The organism is Amycolatopsis aidingensis (assembly GCF_018885265.1).
In the GTDB taxonomy this organism is placed as follows: domain Bacteria; phylum Actinomycetota; class Actinomycetes; order Mycobacteriales; family Pseudonocardiaceae; genus Amycolatopsis; species Amycolatopsis aidingensis.
Genome location: NZ_CP076538.1, coordinates 2791850 through 2809086, shown reverse-complemented (window position 1 = coordinate 2809086; position 17237 = coordinate 2791850). Strand labels below are relative to the sequence as shown.

General features: G+C 70.9%; 19 protein-coding genes and 2 tRNA genes. 7 read left to right on the top strand and 14 right to left on the bottom strand.

Going from position 1 to position 17237, the window contains the following annotated elements:
- The first annotated feature begins 57 nt into the window (after positions 1 to 57).
- Entirely contained in the window at positions 58 to 348 is a 291-nt protein-coding gene (locus tag KOI47_RS13210) for a hypothetical protein (RefSeq protein WP_216216261.1), read from the top strand.
- A gap of 427 nt (positions 349 to 775) precedes the next feature.
- Here KOI47_RS13210 and KOI47_RS13205 read toward each other — a convergent pair whose 3' ends face one another.
- Positions 776 to 1372, bottom strand: a complete 597-nt coding sequence (locus KOI47_RS13205; protein WP_216216260.1) for a DsbA family oxidoreductase — start codon at positions 1370 to 1372, stop codon at positions 776 to 778.
- The gene (locus tag KOI47_RS13200; protein ID WP_216216259.1) at positions 1366 to 2073 is read right to left on the bottom strand and encodes an SDR family NAD(P)-dependent oxidoreductase; all 708 of its coding nucleotides are present in this window, start codon (positions 2071 to 2073) and stop codon (positions 1366 to 1368) included. The genes KOI47_RS13205 and KOI47_RS13200 overlap by 7 nt, the downstream gene beginning before the upstream one ends.
- 101 nt (positions 2074 to 2174) lie before the next feature.
- On the opposite strand from KOI47_RS13200, the gene KOI47_RS13195 reads away from it, so the two are divergent.
- Positions 2175 to 3041 (top strand): helix-turn-helix transcriptional regulator, encoded by an 867-nt coding sequence (locus tag KOI47_RS13195; protein WP_216216258.1) that lies wholly within the window; start codon positions 2175 to 2177, stop codon positions 3039 to 3041.
- A gap of 102 nt (positions 3042 to 3143) precedes the next feature.
- Here KOI47_RS13195 and KOI47_RS13190 read toward each other — a convergent pair.
- Together KOI47_RS13190 and KOI47_RS13185 are read right to left on the bottom strand one after the other, a co-directional pair.
- Positions 3144 to 3217: transfer RNA gene (locus KOI47_RS13190), tRNA-Ile, on the bottom strand.
- A 189-nt stretch (positions 3218 to 3406) separates the two neighbouring features.
- The gene (locus tag KOI47_RS13185) at positions 3407 to 3922 is read right to left on the bottom strand and encodes a flavodoxin family protein (protein ID WP_216216257.1); all 516 of its coding nucleotides are present in this window, start codon (positions 3920 to 3922) and stop codon (positions 3407 to 3409) included.
- A 259-nt stretch (positions 3923 to 4181) separates the two neighbouring features.
- Here KOI47_RS13185 and KOI47_RS13180 point away from each other — a divergent pair, with 259 nt between their 5' ends.
- On the top strand, positions 4182 to 4748 hold the full coding sequence (locus tag KOI47_RS13180; RefSeq protein WP_216216256.1) for a hypothetical protein: 567 nt from the start codon (positions 4182 to 4184) through the stop codon (positions 4746 to 4748).
- Positions 4749 to 4762: 14 nt separating this feature from the next.
- Here the strand turns inward: KOI47_RS13180 and KOI47_RS13175 are convergent, their stop codons facing one another.
- On the bottom strand, positions 4763 to 5527 hold the full coding sequence (locus tag KOI47_RS13175; RefSeq protein ID WP_216216255.1) for a class I SAM-dependent methyltransferase: 765 nt from the start codon (positions 5525 to 5527) through the stop codon (positions 4763 to 4765).
- Between the two features lie 120 nt (positions 5528 to 5647).
- On the opposite strand from KOI47_RS13175, the gene KOI47_RS13170 reads away from it, so the two are divergent.
- Entirely contained in the window at positions 5648 to 6247 is a 600-nt protein-coding gene (locus KOI47_RS13170; RefSeq protein ID WP_216216254.1) for a TetR/AcrR family transcriptional regulator, read from the top strand.
- Here KOI47_RS13170 and KOI47_RS13165 read toward each other — a convergent pair.
- On the bottom strand, positions 6238 to 6900 hold the full coding sequence (locus tag KOI47_RS13165) for a class I SAM-dependent DNA methyltransferase (protein WP_216216253.1): 663 nt from the start codon (positions 6898 to 6900) through the stop codon (positions 6238 to 6240). The genes KOI47_RS13170 and KOI47_RS13165 overlap by 10 nt on opposite strands.
- A 48-nt stretch (positions 6901 to 6948) precedes the next feature.
- Positions 6949 to 7021, bottom strand: a tRNA-Asn gene (locus KOI47_RS13160).
- A gap of 166 nt (positions 7022 to 7187) precedes the next feature.
- On the opposite strand from KOI47_RS13160, the gene KOI47_RS13155 reads away from it, so the two are divergent.
- Entirely contained in the window at positions 7188 to 7424 is a 237-nt protein-coding gene (locus KOI47_RS13155) for a hypothetical protein (protein WP_216216252.1), read from the top strand.
- A gap of 9 nt (positions 7425 to 7433) precedes the next feature.
- On the opposite strand, the gene KOI47_RS13150 is transcribed toward KOI47_RS13155, so the two are convergent.
- The 3 genes from KOI47_RS13150 to dnaG are packed head-to-tail and all read right to left on the bottom strand — an operon-like array spanning position 7434 to position 10636.
- Positions 7434 to 8204: a trans-aconitate 2-methyltransferase gene (locus tag KOI47_RS13150; protein WP_216216251.1), complete on the bottom strand. Its 771-nt coding sequence runs from the start codon at positions 8202 to 8204 to the stop codon at positions 7434 to 7436.
- 15 nt (positions 8205 to 8219) lie between these two features.
- Complete coding sequence (locus KOI47_RS13145; protein WP_216216250.1) at positions 8220 to 8741, bottom strand: hypothetical protein; 522 nt, start codon at positions 8739 to 8741, stop codon at positions 8220 to 8222.
- Entirely contained in the window at positions 8738 to 10636 is a 1899-nt protein-coding gene (gene dnaG, locus KOI47_RS13140) for a DNA primase (RefSeq protein WP_216216249.1), read from the bottom strand. Before dnaG ends, KOI47_RS13145 begins: the two co-directional genes overlap by 4 nt.
- 81 nt (positions 10637 to 10717) lie before the next feature.
- On the opposite strand from dnaG, the gene KOI47_RS13135 reads away from it, so the two are divergent.
- Positions 10718 to 11644: a sigma-70 family RNA polymerase sigma factor gene (locus KOI47_RS13135; protein WP_216216248.1), complete on the top strand. Its 927-nt coding sequence runs from the start codon at positions 10718 to 10720 to the stop codon at positions 11642 to 11644.
- 3 nt (positions 11645 to 11647) lie between these two features.
- On the opposite strand, the gene KOI47_RS13130 is transcribed toward KOI47_RS13135, so the two are convergent.
- Positions 11648 to 13453 (bottom strand): glycosyl transferase, encoded by a 1806-nt coding sequence (locus tag KOI47_RS13130; RefSeq protein WP_408629933.1) that lies wholly within the window; start codon positions 13451 to 13453, stop codon positions 11648 to 11650.
- A gap of 5 nt (positions 13454 to 13458) precedes the next feature.
- Positions 13459 to 14580: a serpin family protein gene (locus tag KOI47_RS13125; RefSeq protein ID WP_216216246.1), complete on the bottom strand. Its 1122-nt coding sequence runs from the start codon at positions 14578 to 14580 to the stop codon at positions 13459 to 13461.
- A gap of 106 nt (positions 14581 to 14686) precedes the next feature.
- Between KOI47_RS13125 and KOI47_RS13120 the strand changes: the two genes are divergently transcribed.
- Complete coding sequence (locus KOI47_RS13120) at positions 14687 to 15211, top strand: carboxymuconolactone decarboxylase family protein (RefSeq protein WP_216216245.1); 525 nt, start codon at positions 14687 to 14689, stop codon at positions 15209 to 15211.
- Positions 15212 to 15226: 15 nt separating this feature from the next.
- Here KOI47_RS13120 and KOI47_RS13115 read toward each other — a convergent pair whose 3' ends face one another.
- Positions 15227 to 16504 carry a deoxyguanosinetriphosphate triphosphohydrolase gene (locus tag KOI47_RS13115; RefSeq protein ID WP_216216244.1) on the bottom strand — a complete coding sequence of 426 codons (1278 nt, stop codon included), beginning with the start codon at positions 16502 to 16504 and terminating at the stop codon, positions 15227 to 15229.
- A gap of 60 nt (positions 16505 to 16564) precedes the next feature.
- Positions 16565 to 17140, bottom strand: coding sequence for a YdcF family protein (locus KOI47_RS13110; protein WP_216217280.1), 576 nt, complete (start codon positions 17138 to 17140; stop codon positions 16565 to 16567).
- Positions 17141 to 17237: the final 97 nt, after the last annotated feature.

The following is a 17237-nucleotide window of genomic DNA, read 5'->3' as shown; positions in this document are numbered from 1 at the left end:
TTCGTCTGCAACTACTAGACGGAAAGTCTGATCGGGTACCCGATATGAAGGAGGCTGATGGGAATGGACGGAATCCAGGTCGACGCGTGGGCGCGGTTGGACGCCAACTGCCCGATGAAGGTGGAGGTGGTTGCCGATGAGGCCCAGTTCGAACTCGGTCACCGGGATTCCTCACTGTGCCTCATCGCCGAGGAGGACGGCCTGGTCAAGCTGGTGACCATCGCCGAGCAGGCCCTCGAACAGCTACGCACGGTCCAGGAAGGGGACGCGGCCACCGATGCCGGATCGTCGGCCGACACCGCTACCAAGAACCTCGCCTCCATCCCAGACCACCCGCCGGTGCCCTGAACGTGGCTTTCCGGACACTCAGCTTCGCGAACGGCACATCCGCGACGTCTGACGTCTCGAACGCCACGTTCAGGGTCTCTCCGGGATCCGTGCACCAGTCGTTCGACTACGCGCCGGTTCCACAATGGATCGCCGCCGAGTGGCCCTTCCGGCGGCCCCGTTGTCTGGGCCGCGACGTCACCTGGCAGGACTGGCTCGCCCTACCGCGCGCCTGGTGACGACGGACAGTTCGGCCGCGGTGTCCCGGAGTACCTCGATGACCGCCTGGTGGTCGCGGTTGTCTCGCGGATCGCAGCGGTGAGCCACGGCCGTCGTGCGTACGGCCGCAGTGCGGTCGATGCGTGCCACGGCATGCTCGGCGGGAGAGCCGGCACCACGGGGCCGGGCACGACCGTGCTGCCCAGCCCCGTTTCTTTGGGGCATGTCGTCAGTCGTGCAACGCTGCCAGGAATGCATCTTCGGACTGTTCCCCGGTGAGCGTAAGGCCGTTGCTGAACCGGAAGACCGGCACCGATGTGATGCCGAGGGCATGGACGCTTTCGAGCTCGGCGTGCAGTTCCTCATTGCCGCCGAGGCCAGGGGCCACGCCGAGTTCGGTGGCCAGGGCGTGCAGGGTGTCGGGGTCGGCGATGTTCGCGCCGTCGGTGAAGTAGGCGCGGAACAGCCGTTCGGCCATTGCCTCACCGTGGCCCTGCGCCGAGGCGTGGGTGAGCAGCCTGTGCGCATCGAAGGTGTTGACGAACACAGCCTGGCGGAAGTTCAGCGTGAGGCCGTCCGCGACGCCGACCGTGGCGTCCGCGGCGATCTGCCTGGCGACGGCCTCGCCGCGCTCCCGCCGGTGTATCTCGAACAGCAGCTCGCCCTCGGTGGATGCTTCCGGGCGCAGGCGAAACGGCCGGAACGCCACGTCGACGGGTCGTCCTTGCGCGCGGTGCTGTCGGACCGTGCGCAGGAACCGGGTGACGCCGATATAGGAGTGGGCGCAGACGAAGTCCAGGATCACCTCCACTCGCGGGGTCACCATGGGACCACCCCGTTGTTGCCGAAGTAGCCGCCGGTCGGCCCTTCGGCGCCGATCAGTGCCATCCGGACGATGATTTCCGCTCCCTGCTCGACGGTCTGCTCGCCAGCATGGTCGTTGAGGTCGGTGGCGGTGAATCCGGGATCGACGGCGTTGACTCTGATCGACGGGTAGGCGTGGGCGTACTGGGCGGTGACCATGTTCAGCGCGGCCTTCGCGGAGTTGTACGGCAGGGCGGGCACCCACACCGGCACCACTTCGGCGTGCGCCTCGGGATCGGCCGTGACGGCCAGCGAACCCAGCCCACTGCTGACGTTCACGATCACAGGCGCCGCACTACGTTGCAGCAGGGGCAGCATCGCGCCGGTCACGCGGACCGCACCGAACACGTTCGTGTCATAGACGGCGAGCATGTCGGTTGCGGTGACCTCACCGGGTGGTGCGGCTGTCCCGCGCACACCGGCGTTGTTGACCAGTACATCCAGAGTGCTGGCCTCCTCGGCGAGGATCTTCGCGGCCGCTCGCACCGAGTCATCACTGGTCACGTCGATCGGCAGAAAGCGGGCGCCGGTCCGCCTCGCCGCCGCCTTGCCCCGGCCCGGGTCCCGTGCCCCGACATACACCTCGTGCCCAGCTTCCACGAGCCGACGGGCCGTTTCCATACCAAGGCCCTTGTTCGCCCCGGTGACAAGTGTTGTGGTCATGCCACCAGCATCGCCGCATCCAGAGGCGGCCGGGAGTGGCCCAATTGTCGTAGGAATACCAGTACCACCATCAAAGCCGACCAGGAGCGGATACTGAACCTATGAGCGAAAGCGGCACCGGCAGGCAACTCGGCCATGCGCTGCGGAATTGGCGGGACAGAATCGCCCCCGACAGCGTCGGGCTCCCCGCAAGGCGCGGGCGCCGGGCCCCCGGGTTGCGGCGGGAGGAACTCGCAACGTTGGCCGGGATCTCCACCGACTACCTGATCCGTCTCGAGCAGGGCCGGTCCACCACCCCATCCAGACCCGTCACCATGGCGCTGGCCAGGGCGTTACGACTATCGGCAGCAGAACGAAGGCACCTGTTCCTGCTCGCCGGCCAGGCACCACCCGCAGAGGACCGGATTCCGGCGCACCTCACCCCCGGCATACAGCGGCTGCTCGACCAGATGACGGGCGACCCCGTCGGCGTCTACAACGCCACGTGGACGCTACTCGCCTGGAACTCGCTGTTCAGCGCACTCTTCGGCGACCCATCCGCGCAGTCCGGCCGGGAGCGGAACGTGGCATGGCGGCACTTCACCGGCCAGCCCAGCCGGGTCAGCCACACCCCGGAACAACGACGTCGGTTCGAGGCCGCGGTAGTCGCCGACCTACGGGAGGCCAGCGCGCGTTACCCGATCGACCCAGACCTGCACACGCTGGTTAGCGACCTGCGCGCCGCCAGCGACACCTTCGAACGTTTGTGGGAGACCCACGAGGTCGGTAAGCACACCACTGACGTCAAAACGATCGAACATCCCTACGTCGGCCCGCTTGAACTCAACTGCGACGTGCTCACAGCGCCCGACGACAATCTGTACATCGTCATCCACACGGCCACCCCCGGCAGCGACGCCGCCGGAAAACTCCGGCTCCTCGACGTCATCGGCACCCAGAACATGACCGAAACCCACCGCGGCCGCTAAAAGATCGCATGCGATGTGCTGCGTGGCCAAAGCCAGGACTGCGGCCTGCGGTTCGCACAATGGCACACTCTTCGTCCCATAACTCCAGCTCAATGACGTAAGTGGGCCGGGCGGGGCTCGAACCCGCGGCCAAAGGATTATGAGTCCTCTGCTCTAACCAACTGAGCTACCGGCCCGTGCAAACAAGGAGTGCAGAACCCCCGCTGCGCCTTTGCCGCTCCCCCGAGCCGCCCCCGCGGTGGCCTGTGTCTCGTCCGCCCCGGAACTATAGCGACCCGCCCCGGCCCACCGTCGGCTGCCTCGCCGGAGACCGGGACAGGTTGATCGATTCACGCGACCTGGGCAGCGATGTCCGCGGCTCCCGGTCAGCGGGCGACACAGACGGTGCCGAGTTCCTCGCCCCACTGTCGTGCCCTGGCCAGCTCCCCTTCGGCCAGCGGCCCGGTCATGCCGTCGACGTAGAAGTCCTGTGGGCGGGCGAGGAACCGGTAGCCCCGGCGGCGCAACAGCCGCGCCGTGCCGTGGGCGGCCGAGCCAGTCAGCCAGCGGGGCTTCCGCACGCGGGTGCCGAACACCGCCACCGCGGTCCCCGCGGGTGCCGGTGGCAGCCGCGCCAGCCAGTCCCGCAGGCCACTGCGGCTCACGGTATGTCCGCCACCTGCCTGCTGGGAGGCCGTCTCCCTGGTGTTCGCCCGGCTCAGCCCGAAGGTATGCGTCGGTCCACCTGCCACGATCAGATCGGTTCCTTCGAAGGAGCTTCCCATGGCGTCGTCCACATTGAGCAGGTCCACCGTTCCGTGCAGCGCCAGCCCGCCCGCCAGCGCGCGGGCCACTCGTTCGGTGTTGCCGAACATGGACTCGTAGACGATCACCGCCCTCATCCGGCCTCACCACCGCACTGCCGGATCGTGCCACTCCTGCCCCACAGCATCGTGCTCAGGTCGATTTCGCGCATACCTCACCCTCGGCCGAGGGCACCGGTCCCCGGTAGGGACCACGGTCCTCATCGGAGATGACCTCCGGCCACCTCGCCGGGTCGCGGTCAGTAACCGGTAACGGGCAGGCATCACCTCGGCTAACCCCGCAACACCCGCGGTGATCCACACGAGGAGTAAGCACCCTCGCGGGAAGGAACCGATCATGACCGAGTCACGTGGCACGAGCCACCAGGTCCCCGGCAGCGGCACCGATGGCAAGCGCGTACGGCGTTGGCCCTGGGTAGCGGGCATCCTCGCAGCCCTGTTCCTCGGCGTCGGCATCGGCGCCGCGGCGGTCGCTCCCGAACCCGAGATCGTCACCAAGGAAGTGGAGGTACCCGGTGAGATCCCGGCGGATGAGCTGGCCGCGCTGGCCGAGCGGGTGGCCGAACTCAACGAACGCGACTCCAGCCTCGCCCTTCGCGCGGATGAACTGGACCAGCGCAGCGCCGAACTCGACACCCGCGCCGCCGCGATCAGCGAGGCCGAACGGGCCGTCGCGGCCAACACCGTCGGCGACGGGGTGTGGGTTGTCGGCGTGGACGTAGAACCCGGGACCTACCGGGCCACCGATGTCGGCTCCGACTGCTACTGGAAGATCACGGCGAGCGGCAGCAACGGCAGCGACATCGTCGACAACGGCATCCCCGGCGGGGGCAACCCCACCATCACCTTGGCGGAGGGGCAGGACTTCCAGTCCGCGCGCTGTGGTGACTGGACCCGGCAGTGACCTCCTGACCTGGGTCAGCGGTTCCCGGTGCGTACCGCGCTGACGACCAGCGTGGTGTAGCGCATCGGGAAGCTGCCACCCCGATCGTCGACGGCGGCGCCGATGCCCGCCAGCACCTCCGCCAGCCTGGCCTCCGGGAACCGGCCGTGCCCGCCCGAGGTGGACAGCTGCTCCAGCCACTCCTCCCTGGTGTAGGACCGCTCCCAGTCAAACCGTCGCCGCTCGGGTTCGGTGAAGGCACCCGTTTGCGCGATCCCGTCGGCCGCCCGGTCGCACAACCTCGCGTAGCCGTCCACGCCGGTCGCCTGCCATCGCGCGGCGGCCGGAGAGTCGGGCAGCACCCTGCGGTAGACCTCGGCGAAGGCGCGGGCCAGCTCGGGCGGCGGCTGGTCGGCGTTCCAGAACACGGCCAGCCTGCCGCCGGGGCGCAGTACCCGCGCCGCCTTGGCCGCTCCCGCCACGGGATCCACCCAGTGCCAGGCCTGCCCGGCGAGGACGGTATCGAATCTCCGGCCGGCGTCCTCCCAGTCCTCGAAGGTCGCCACCTCGACCTCGGCGCCGTGCCGGCGCGCGTACCCGGCCATCCGCGCATCAGGCTCCACCCCGAGCACCCGGCGGCCCGCCCGCTGGAACGGCCGCAGGGAGATACCGGTACCGCAGCCGACGTCGAGCAGGTCGGTCCCGGGGCTGACCTCCAGCAGCCACCGCACCATGGCCTCGGGATACCGGGGCCGGGCCCGGTCGTAGCGGTCGGGATCGGTGCCGAACGACTCGGCCACCTGACGATGCTGATGGGGCTCGGACCCGGCGTGCCGCGCCGGGTCCGGCGGTAGAGTGGGCATACGCCCACCATAGTGGGCACTTGCCCACTCGACAACCAGGCGACGGGAGGAACGCGCGTGCCGACCGGGGTGGCCTTGCGCGAAGTACGCGAGCAACTGTTCAACGCGGCCGAGCGGGTGCTGCTTCGGGACGGGCCGAGCGCACTGACCAGCAGGGCGGTCACCACGGAAGCGGGCTGCGCCAAGGGGGTCCTGCACCGGCATTTCGCCGATTTCGACGGCTTCCTCGCCGAACTGGTGCTGGATCGCATCGACCGGCTCGACGGGCAGGCTGCGGCACTGCACGAGTCCGCCGGAACCGGCACGGTCACCGGCAACCTCACCGGCACGCTGGTGCGGTTGTTCGAGTCGGTCGCCATCGCGATCGTCGCCCTCGTCACCTCAAGGGACGACCTGCGCGCCCGGCTACGCCAGGCCCGTCCGGACGACGGCGTCCCGCTGCTGACCGAAGCCACCGCCATGATCGCCCGTTACCTCACCGCCGAACGGGAGCTGGGCCGGATCGCGGCCCGCGCCGAGGTGGACACGCTCGCGCCAACCGTGGTCGGGGCCGTGCACCTGCCCTTCGCCGACCGGACCGGCACCCCGCCAACGACCGAGGCCGTGCACAAGGTCGTGCGCACGGTCCTCGCCGGGGCGCTGCCCGGTCAGGACTGAGGTTTGCGGGCCAGCAGGAACGCCTGCGAGGTGGTCTCGGGAAAGTCCCAGTCCTGGTCCGGCTCGCGCAGCATCCGGGCGCGCGGCACCAGCCCGGCCCGGCGCAGCAGCTCGGCGATCTGGTCCGGCTGCCGCCGGTGGAAGTCCAGCGACACCTGGTGCCCGGCCGCCTCGCTGCGGTGCGAGAGCTCGTCCCCTGCCTGGAATGCCAGCTGCAGATGGCCGCCGGGAGCCAGCACCCGGTGGAACTCGGCGAACACCTCCGGCAACCGCTCCAGCGGGACATGGATGATCGAGTACCAGGCGAGTACGCCGCCGAGGGTGCCGTCCTCGATGTCCAGCTCGATCATCGATCCCTCATCGAACCGCAGCGCGGGATAGAGCCCGCGGGCAACCGCGATCATCCGCGGCGACAGGTCGATGCCGAAGGCGGGCACGCCGAGGCCGTCCAGGTGTGCCGTCAGGCGCCCTGGCCCGCAGCCGATGTCGGCCACCGGCCCGGCGCCGGCCTCCCGCACGAGCTCGGCGAACGCAGCGAGCACGGCCCGCTCCAGCGGCCTGGCGGCCAGCTCGGTGCGGATCCAGTCGGCGTAGTCCTCGGCCAGCGTGTCATAGGACACCCTGGTGCGATGCAGGAACTCCGGCTCGGTCACGAAACCCCCAGAAACAAAAAACCCCAGGTTTCTCACCTGGGGTCAACGCTCCCCCGGCTGGACTCGAACCAGCAACCCTCCGGTTAACAGCCGAATGCTCTGCCAATTGAGCTACAGGGGAATGTAGCTTGTCGGCTCGGTCCCTTCCGCGCCAACGAGACAATACTCTAACGCATCGCTGTCCGGGGTCGCACAGCACCCCGGGTCACCGCCGTAGTGCGCATACCGCGCCCCGGTAAGGGACAATGGGCCGACAGGTCGACCAGCGATGAGGAGGCGGGGAGCGGATGACGAAGTTCCTGCTCGGCGCGGCAATTGGTTACGTGCTGGGGGCACGTGCCGGCCGCGAGCGATACGACCAGCTGGTGCGGACCTACCGCAAGTTCGCCGACCACCCTGCCGTCCAGGGCGCGGCCGGGTTCGCCAGGGCGAAGCTCGGTGAGCAGCTGGGCGAGCGGATGCCCATGGCCCGCGGGGAGCAGCCCACCGGCCAGGGGGCCAACGGCCACCGGCACCGACACTGAGCACCGGCGTCAGCCAGCCGGAGGGGTCTGGGCGACGGCGAACACGCGGCGGAAGGGGAACCAGGTGGTGCCGTCGGAACGGGGCGGGTACGCCCCGGCGAGCAGGTCCGCCAGCTGGCCACGGAACCGCTGCCAGTCTCCCGGGTCCAGTGCCGCCATGACCGGCCGCAGGGCCGTCCCGGCGATCCACTCGAGCACCGCGTCGCCGCCGCCGAGGCGCTGGACATAGGTGGTCTCCCAGGCATCGACCACGCAGCCCTCGTCCGCGAGCAGCTCCGCGTAGGCCAGCGGCGGCTGGACCAGGTCCTCGGCCGGCACCACGCCATCCAGCGCGCCGGCCCATTCCGGCCGCGCCGCCAGCTCGCGGATCAGCGCGTGCGAAGGGGCCGCGAAGTTGCCAGGAAGCTGCACGGCCAGCCAGCCGCCCTCCGGCAGCGCACGCACCCACCGGCGCAGCAGCTCGCGATGCCCTGGCACCCACTGCAGCACCGCGTTGCAGACCACCACGTCGGTGTCCGCAGCGGGCCGCCACTCGGTCACGTCACCGACCTCGGCGGGAAGCCCGGCCGCCCGCGCCGCCGCCACCATCTCCGGCGAGCTGTCGATGGCCTCGATCCGAGCCCCCGGCCAGCGCCGTTCCAGCGTGCCGGTCAGGTTGCCCGGACCGCACCCGAGATCCACCACCCGGCGTGGCTCGCGCGCCCCGATCCGCCCGACAAGGTCATGGAACGGCCGGGCTCGCAGATCGCCGTAATCGAGGTACTTGTCCGGATCCCACACAGTACGAGCGTACTGCTATGGCGGCTGGGTGGCCAGCTTCGCGGCCGCGTCCGCGGCGATCCCGGCCACCAGGTCGGCGTCCACCCCGGGGTCCGGCCGCACCTGCAGCACCACCCCGTCCCGGCCGGGCACCTTGCGCACCACGAACCAGGCGCCCCCGCCGGGCAGCTCCTCGCGGTGGCGCGAACGGATCGAGCCGTCCACCCGCTGCTGCACCTGCTTGGGCAACGCCCCCGGCCTGCTCAGCCGGAACCGCACCGGCGCCCTGTCGGACAGCAGCACGGCCTCCCCCGCCGACCCCGTCTCCTCGGCCTCGGTGATCTCCAGCACCGCGTCCCGCCAGACGGCCTTGCTGACCAGATGCCACCCGATCCGGCGAAATCCGTCCCCCGCGGGCACCCACAGTCCCAGCGGGGTGACGGCCACCAGGCCACCACCGTCCACCGGGGCCGAACCGGCCACATGCTCCCCCGCGGCGAGTTCCCCGGCGAGCTCGTCCGGAACGCCGCCACCGAACAACCGGCGCAGCAGGCTCACTCCATACCTCCGATCGCCTGCTCGCGTAATGCCTTGCGGTACTGCTCCAGCGCGACCAGGTCACCGAACAGGGCGCGATACTCCTCGGCCGCCTCCACCGGCGACAGCCGTTGCAGTTTCGACTTCACCTCGGCGATCTGCCTGCCGACCAGGTTCTCCTGCACCGCGGCGAGCATTCCGGACACATACCGGACATCGGCCTCGCCCTGAGCCTGCAACGGTTCCACGGCCAGTTCCGACAGCAGGGTGCGGACCGTCCCCTGTGGACCGTGCTGGCCAGCGGCGTCGATCAGCGCGGGCCCGGCGAGCCCGCAGGAGGCGCCCCCGGCCGCCAGCACCGCACGATGCACCGCGATGTACGCCGGGTGGGTGAACGCCTCCTCGGGTAGCGCGTCGTACTCCGGCCCGGCGATCGCGGGCTGTTGCAGGGCGGCCTTCAGCACCTCCCGCTGCGCCCGCAGCCGCGGATCCTTCGGTTCCGGGCGCGGGATGTCCTGCGACTCGCCCGATCCGCCCGCGCGGCTGCCGTTCGTCCTGCGCCCGCCCTGTTTGGCAGCCGCCGGGTTCCCTGAGCTCTCGCGCACCCGGCGCACCACCATGGCCTCGTCCTGCCAGCCGACCCACCAGGACAGCTTGGTGGCGTAGCCGTCGCGCTTGGCCTTGTCCTTGATCTGCGCCACCAGCGGGACCGTGCGCTGTAGCGCGGCGACCTGCCCGTCCACCGAGTCCAGGTCGTACTCGGCCAGCATGCTGCGGATGGCGAACTCGAACAGCGGGGTGCGGCGCGCGACCAGGTCGCGCACGGCCGCGTCCCCCTTGCTCAGCCGCAGGTCACAGGGGTCCATCCCGGCCGGGGCGACCGCGACATAGGTCTGGCCCGCGAAGGTCTGGTCCCCCTCGAACGCCTTCAGCGCGGCCTTCTGCCCCGCCTCGTCCCCGTCGAAGGTGAAGATCACCTCACCGCGGAAGGCGTCGTCATCCATCAGCAGCCTGCGCAGCACCTGCATGTGTTCCTCGCCGAACGCGGTCCCCGAGGAGGCCACCGCGGTGGGCACGCCTGCCAGGTGCATCGCCATCACGTCGGTGTAGCCCTCGACCACCACCACCTGATGCCGCTTGGCGATCTCCCGCTTGGCCAGGTCCAGGCCGAACAGCACCTGGGACTTCTTGTAGATCAGGCTCTCGCTGGTGTTCAGGTACTTCGCCTGGATCGGGTCGTCCTCGAAGATCCGGCGCGCGCCGAAGCCGACCACGTCCCCGCCGAGATCCTTGATCGGCCAGACCAGCCTGCGGTGGAACCGGTCGATCGGGCCCTGGCGGCCCTCCTTGCACAGTTGCGCCTTGTACAGCTCGTCCAGCTCGAAGCCCTTGTTCAGCAGGTACTTGGTGAGCCGGTCCCAGCCGGCCGGGGCGAACCCGCAGCCGAAGGTCTTCGCCGCGGCCTGGTCGAAGCCGCGCTCGCTGAGGAACTCCCGCGCCGCCTTGGCGTCGGGGGACAGCAGCTGCTCGGCGTAGAACTCGGCGGCCAGCCGGTGCGCCTCGACCATCCTGGCCCTGGTGCCCCGGTCACGCTGCACGCTCCCGCCGCCGCCCTCGTAGGTCAGCCGCAGGCCGACCCGGTCGGCAAGTCGCTCCACCGCCTCGGGGAAGCCGACGAGCTCCATCTTCATCACGAACTTGATGACGTCGCCGCCCTCACCACAGCCGAAGCAGTGGAAGGTGCCATGCGTCGGCCGCACGTTGAACGAGGGGGTCTTCTCCTCGTGGAACGGGCACAGCCCCTTGAGGGCACCGCCGCCCGCCCTGCGCAGAGCCACGTAGTCGCCGATCACCTCGTCGATCCGGTTACGGTCACGTACCTCCGCGATGTCGCTTTCCCGGATCCGTCCCGCCACGCCGCGAGTCTAACGCGGCCGGTACGGGTGGCCTGGCGACCGGCCTGGCCGGCACGGCCGCCGGGGGTGGATACTGCGACTATGACGGCCACCCCGGATGCGGACGCCGCCGAGTTCACCGGCCTGCGGCCGCACCTGATCGCGGTCGCCTACCGGCTCACCGGCTCGGTGTCCGACTCCGAGGACGCGGTGCAGGAAGCCTGGCTGCGGCTGTCCGGGCTGGACGCTGCCGAGCGGGCCGGCATCCGGGACCGCAAGGCCTGGCTGACCACCGTCGTGGGCCGGATCTGCCTGGACCGGCTGCGTTCCGCGATGGCGCGGCGGGAGCGCTACGTCGGGCAGTGGCTGCCCGAGCCGATCGTCACCCCGGTCGCCGATGGCCCCGGCGAGGACCCGCTGGAGGCGGTGGTGCGCGCGGACGGGGTGCGGATGGCCGCCATGGTGGTGCTGGACAAGCTCACCCCGCAGCAACGGGTCGCCTTCGTGCTGCACGACGCCTTCGCCGTGCCGTTCCAGGAGATCGCCGGGATCCTTGGCTGCTCGACCGAGGCCGCGCGCCAGCACGGCTCCCGCGCCCGCAGGCTGGTGGCCGAGGCCGAACCCCCGCCGCGCGCCGGTATGGCCGAGCAGCAGGAGGTGCTCGAGCGGCTGCTGACCGCGGTGAGTTCCGGCGATATCCAGGCGGTGGCCGAGGTACTGCACCCGGAGGTGGTGCTGATCGGCGACTCGGACGGCAAGGCCCGGACCACCCGGCGGGTCATGGTGGGCCCGGAGCGCATCCTCCGGTTCCTCGCCGGCCTGCTGGAGCTGTACCGGCCCGGCGCGCTGGCCGCCGGGCGGCCGGTACTGGTCAACGGCGATCTGGGGATTCACCTGCCCGCGGCCTCCGGGGGCGACGGGTACCGCGACCTGGACACCCATGTGCAGGTGGTCAGCATCCGCGCGGGCAAGATCGCCGCGATCTACGATATGGCCAACCCGGACAAGCTCACCCACCTGCCGGGATAGCTTTCAGGTCATCTCCCGCACGTCCCAGAACCACACGCCGTCCACCGTGCGGCCCGGCCTGGCCAGCAGTAGCTCCACCGTCTCGCGCAACGCCTGCTCGTGCTCGTGCGGCCCGAGCACCACCACGTCCGCTCGCCAGAACCGCAGGTCGGTCAGCATGTCCACGCGTTCCTGGGTGCCGACCTCGGCCACCTCCCCGGAGTCGGAGACCTCCTCCAGCAGCCGGGAGCTGGGTCTGCGCACCGCGCCGTAGGTACCGCGATCGGGGTCGGTACCCGGCCCGACGAAGTAGCCCTCGGCGAGCGGGAACTCCAGCCCGCTTTCGATCTGCCAGCGCAGCGCCCGCGCGTCGCCGGTGTCCGGCAGCGGCACGGTGACCACGGCCCGGCCGGGCCGGGCGTACTCCCGCCAGGTGCCCTCGGTGAAGAACTCCGGGGTGGCCGGCCGGTCGTGCACCCGCAGCTCGGTGGGCGAGATCGGCAGCAGGGCGGTGCACAGGGCGGAGAACCACACCACCCGCAGCGGGATACGCCACTCCGGCAACCGCGGCCAGGTGCGCAGTACCCGGTCGGTGCCCATGGCGAGCAGGATGCCGATCAGCGGCACGCAACCGAGGGCGAACCGGGACTCCAGCACGGACTCGTACAGCGGGAGCTGGAACATCGCCAGCCAGGGGCCGGGCAGGGTGGTGACGGTCCCGTCCACCACGAGCAGGATCCCGGTGGAGATCCAGGCCATCAGGAACAGCGCGACCGTCACCGCCCTGGCGGCGGCGTTGCGCCACAACCAGATCGCGATCACCAGCAGCAGCAGGATCAGCGGCCAGCCGAAGAAGGCGTTCTCCTCGGTGCGGTTCAGCGACAGCTCGCGCGCCACCTCCCGGTGGCCCGCCGCCGACTCGGTGGCGAACGCGGTGAACGCGGCCGCGTCGTTGCCGACCAGCCCATGCTCCAGCCTGCCGTAACTCTGCGGGCCGAAGAACTGCCACCACAACGGGAAGGCCACCAGCAGCAGGGAGACACCGGCCGCGACGGCGAGCCCGGTGCCGAGCGGCCGCAGCATGCCCAGTACCTCCTCCGCCCGGAACAGCGCGTAGGCCACGGCGAAGATCAGGAAGGTGGTGGCCCCGATCAGCAACGGCTCCTCGCCGAGGAAGATCTGCCAGGCCAGCAACAGCCCGAGCAGGATGCCGGTGCGGACCGGACGCTGCCCGCGCGCCAGTTTCAGCAGGCACAGCAGCAGGAACGGCAGCACGAACAGGACGACGAAGTTCGGGTGCGCGTTGGCGTGCGAGATGATCGGCGGCGCGAACCCGCACACCGCCGCGCCGATCGCGGCACCGATCCGGGAGTGCACCAGGTGCCGGGACAGCACCCAGTACCAGGCGGCCGCGGTGCCTGCGAGGCCGCCGGTCAGCGCGATCGCCCAGGTGACGGCCGGCCCGAAGGCCAGGGTCACCGGGGTCAGCGGGACGCCCAGCCCGAGCATGGCCGTGTTGGCCATCAGGTTCACCCCGTCGGGGTGGTTCTGCAGCTCGCTGAACAGCGGGTTCTCCCAGTGGGCCACGGCGTCCGCGGTGACCGCGAAGAACCACTCCCACATGTGCTGGTCCTGCCCGCTGTCGGTCAGGTACCCGCGTTCCAGGTTCGTCCACAACGGACGGTAGATGAGGAAGGCGCCCAGCAGGAAACCGGCCAGCACGGCGAGTTCGGCGAGGTTCGGCCGGAGCGACCTGGCCGGTCGTGCCGCGGGGGTGGAGCCGGTTTCCGGCCAGGGTCTGCCCCAGGAGGGCAGCGCTCCGCTGGTCAGCTGCGTCACGGCCGGACGACCCTGGCCAGGAAGTAGACCGCGCCGGTCTCCGGGTGCCGGACCAGGAACAGGAAGGGCCGGTCGGCCCGCACGGTGACCGGCTCACCGGAGGGCAGGGACACCAGCCGCATCATCACCGCGGTGGCCGCGGCGCCCTCCAGCCCCTGCTCGTCGATCCGCAGCACGGCCTGGTGCAGCACCTCGGACACCGCCAGCCGGTCGTCGTCGGTGAGGCCGCCGAGATCGGCCCGCGCGGTGAACATCGTGCGTACCCCGAGTGTCTGCAGCACCTCGGTCATCGGGGAACGCAGGTCCAGCCGGAACCTCGGCAACGCCAGGTTCACCATGGCCCGCCCCTGGTCGTCCAGCAGTTCCCGCAGGGTCTCCGCGGTCAGCTGGGACTCCTGCTCGGCCAGGTCACCATCCGGGAGCAGGACGACGGCCTGCAACCCCCCGGCCACCGGCAGGGTGACCGCCTGCCAGCCCTGCGCGGCCGTGTAGCCGAGCCACTCGGCGTGGTGCATGGTGGGCACCCTGCGGGTGCCGTCCGGGGCGTGGAAGTCCGCATCCCGCGTCTCCGACTCCGGGAACGGCAGGGTCCACGCGGCGCGCAGGTACAGCGCGTTGACGATGCTGGCGACGGTGTCCTCGTCCACCGAGCCCGGTTCGAGCAGTTGCGGGATCAGCTGGTGAGTCGCCTCGGCGACCTCGGTGTTGATCAGGCGGCGGGCCGCATCGGGATCGGCCACGAACGGCGCGGTCCGTACCGCGCCCGAGGGCCAGGCCGCCAGCTCGTCGAGGAACTCCGGCTTGAGGGGCAGCTGCTCCCAGGCCCACAGGGTGTTCGAAACCGCGAGCACGGGGGTGTCCTCCTCGTCCTCGCCCGCCGCGGCGAGCACGGCCGCCCGCCGCAACAACCCGGCATGGGCCGCAAGGTCCGCGCCGTGCCCGGTGAGCAGTCCGGCCAGCTCGGCGGCTGTCTCACCGCGGGCCGCCTGGCCTGCCAGGCCGAGCGCGCTGGCCATGGAGTACGGCGAGTAGCAGGTGTCACCGCCGCGGGTCGCGAGCACCTCGTGCAGGGCCAGGGTGAAGCTCAGGTGAGCCAGTTCACTCGCGCTGTCAGCCATTCCCCGACGCTACCGTGAGATCGGCCTGCCCGGATGCCCGGCAGGGCAGGATCGAAGAAGTTCCACCTGCCCATCCGCGGATAGCCTCGGCCGCAGGGAGGCCGAGATGCCGCATATCGAGCTGGACAACGACGGGCCCGGGCTGGCCGGGCTGTTGCGATACCGGCCGGAGACCGCAGGTCCGCTCGCCGAACTCGCGCATGTACTGCTGCACGGGCCGAGCACCCTGTCGCCGGGCGAACGCGAGCTGATCGCGGCCAGGGTGTCGGAGGGCAACGAATGTCAGTTCTGCGCCACCGCGCATCATGCGGTGGCGCATGCCGCGCTCGGCCCGGACCCGGAGATCTCCGCCAAGCTGGCGGCACTGCTGGAGATCGCGGACCGGGTGCGCGAATCGGGCACCGCGGTGACCGGGTCGCAGGTCGCCGCGGCCCGCGCGGCGGGTGCCTCGGACCTGGAGATCCACGACACGGTGCTCATCGCCGCGGCGTTCTGCATGTACAACCGCTACGTCGACGGGCTCGGCACGGTCATGCCGGAGGATCCCGCCACGGACTTCGCGATCCATGCCCAGCATGTGCTCGCGCACGGCTACCGGGGGCCCGGCCGGCAGGACCGGGACACGGACTGAGACACGGCGAGCCGGTCACGAGCCATGCCGGCCGGTGTGCCAGGCATGCCAGGCATGCGCCTGGGCGTCGGTGAGCGCGGCGACCTGGTCGATCACCACGCGCAGCCGGGCCGGATCGTCCCCCGCGGCGTGCCAGGCCGGGTGGAAGGCCGGATCCAGCGACTCCGGCGCCCGCCGGGACAGCAGCTCGACCAGCTCGATCAGCACCTGGCGCTGGCCGTCCTGCATGGCAAGCCGCCGCCGGTCGCTCATCACGTACCGCAGGGCGAGTGCCTTCAGCAGGGCCACCTCCGCCTCGACCTGCTCGGGAACCCGCAGGTCGGCGGCGTAGCGGCAGAGCGGGCCCTCGCCGTAGGCCGCCCTGGTTCCGGTGACCGCCGCGGCGGCGAAGCGGCCCACCAGCTCGCTGGTCAGCCGCTTCAGCGCCACCTGCGCGGCCAGCGAGGAGTCGTAGCCGGGGCTGGCCACCGCGGCGACCACCGGCAGCCGCAGCAGTTCCCGTGCCGCATCCTCCAAAGTAGACAGCGATTTGGTGGAGAAGTGCTTCGCGGCCAGCTCGGCGACGGCGGCGCGTTCCCCGGGATCGGCCAGCACATGCAGGGAGATCCGGCCTGCCAGCACGCCGTCTTCCACGTCGTGCACCGAGTAGGCCACATCGTCGGACCAGTCCATGATCTGCGCTTCGAGGCACGGGCGACGCGGCGGCGCGCCGTCCCGGATCCAGGCGAGCACGTCCTCGTCGTCGGCATAGGCGCCGAACTTGGTCTCCCCGGCCGCCAGCGGCCAGGGGTACTTGGTGGCGGCGTCCAGGCAGGCCCTGGTGAGGTTCAGCCCGACGGCGGCGCCATCGGCGGTGAGCACCTTCGGCTCCAGCCTGGTGAGGATGCGCAGGGTCTGTGCGTTGCCCTCGAAACCGCCGCATTCCTTGGCCACCTCGGCCAGCGCCTGCTCGCCGTTGTGCCCGAACGGCGGGTGGCCGATGTCGTGTGCGAGGCCCGCGGTGTCCACCAGGTCCGGATCGGCGCCCAGTTCCTCGGCGATACCCCTGCCGATCTGGGCGACCTCCAGCGAGTGGGTCAGCCGGGTCCGCGGCACCCCGCTGACCTCGGCGCCCTCCCCCGGGCCGACCACCTGGGTCTTCCCGGCCAGCCTGCGCAGCGCGGCCGAATGCAGCACCCGCGCCCGGTCCCTTGCGAACGGGCTGCGCTCGTCCGCACGCGCGCCCGCCAGCACCGCGCCCTTGGGTGCTTCGGCGAGGCGGCGTTCGCGATCGTGCCGACCGTAGTGGTTCATCGAACGCAAGAATATGCGCAGGCACCGACGGGAGCAGCCCTCCGGCGCAAGACACCGGGATCAGCCCAGGCCCGCGCCGCCGATGTCCTCCGCGGGCATCTTGGACAGCCGGTAGTACAGCAGCGCGGCGGTCTCCCGGAAGATGTACTTCGCCTGGGTCTCCCTGGTCTGCACCACCGGACCGCTGTGCGTCGGCGAGGTCCATGCCCGCAGGCCGGAGTCGATGGCCATCGTCCTGGCCCGCAGCGAGTGCCACGGGTCGCTGACGATCACCGCGGTGTTCCAGCCGCGCTCCTGCACCCGGCTGGTGACCGCACGCAGGGTCCCCAGGGTGTCGCTGCCGGTGCCGACCGGCATGGTCGCCGCGCGGGGCACGCCCTGTTCGACCAGCCAGGCCGCCCCGGCCTCGGCCTCGGTGTAGTTGTCGCCTGCCCGGCTCCCGCCGGAGGTCACCACCGTGTCGGCGACCCCCTGCTGGTACAGGTCCCTGGCATGCGCGAGCCGGGCCTCGAAGATCTCCGATGGCCTGCCGTTGTACTGCGCCGCCCCGAGCACCACGATCACGTCCGCCCGGGTGCGGTCGTCCCCGCGGGCGTCCTGCCAGACCCGCAGCGCCGTGCCGCCGACCACCAGCATGGCGATCAGCACCGTACCGAGCACGGCACGACGTACCCAGCGCACGGGCCCCGGAGTCTGCACAGCACCAGTCACAAGGTCATCTTCCCAGAACCGG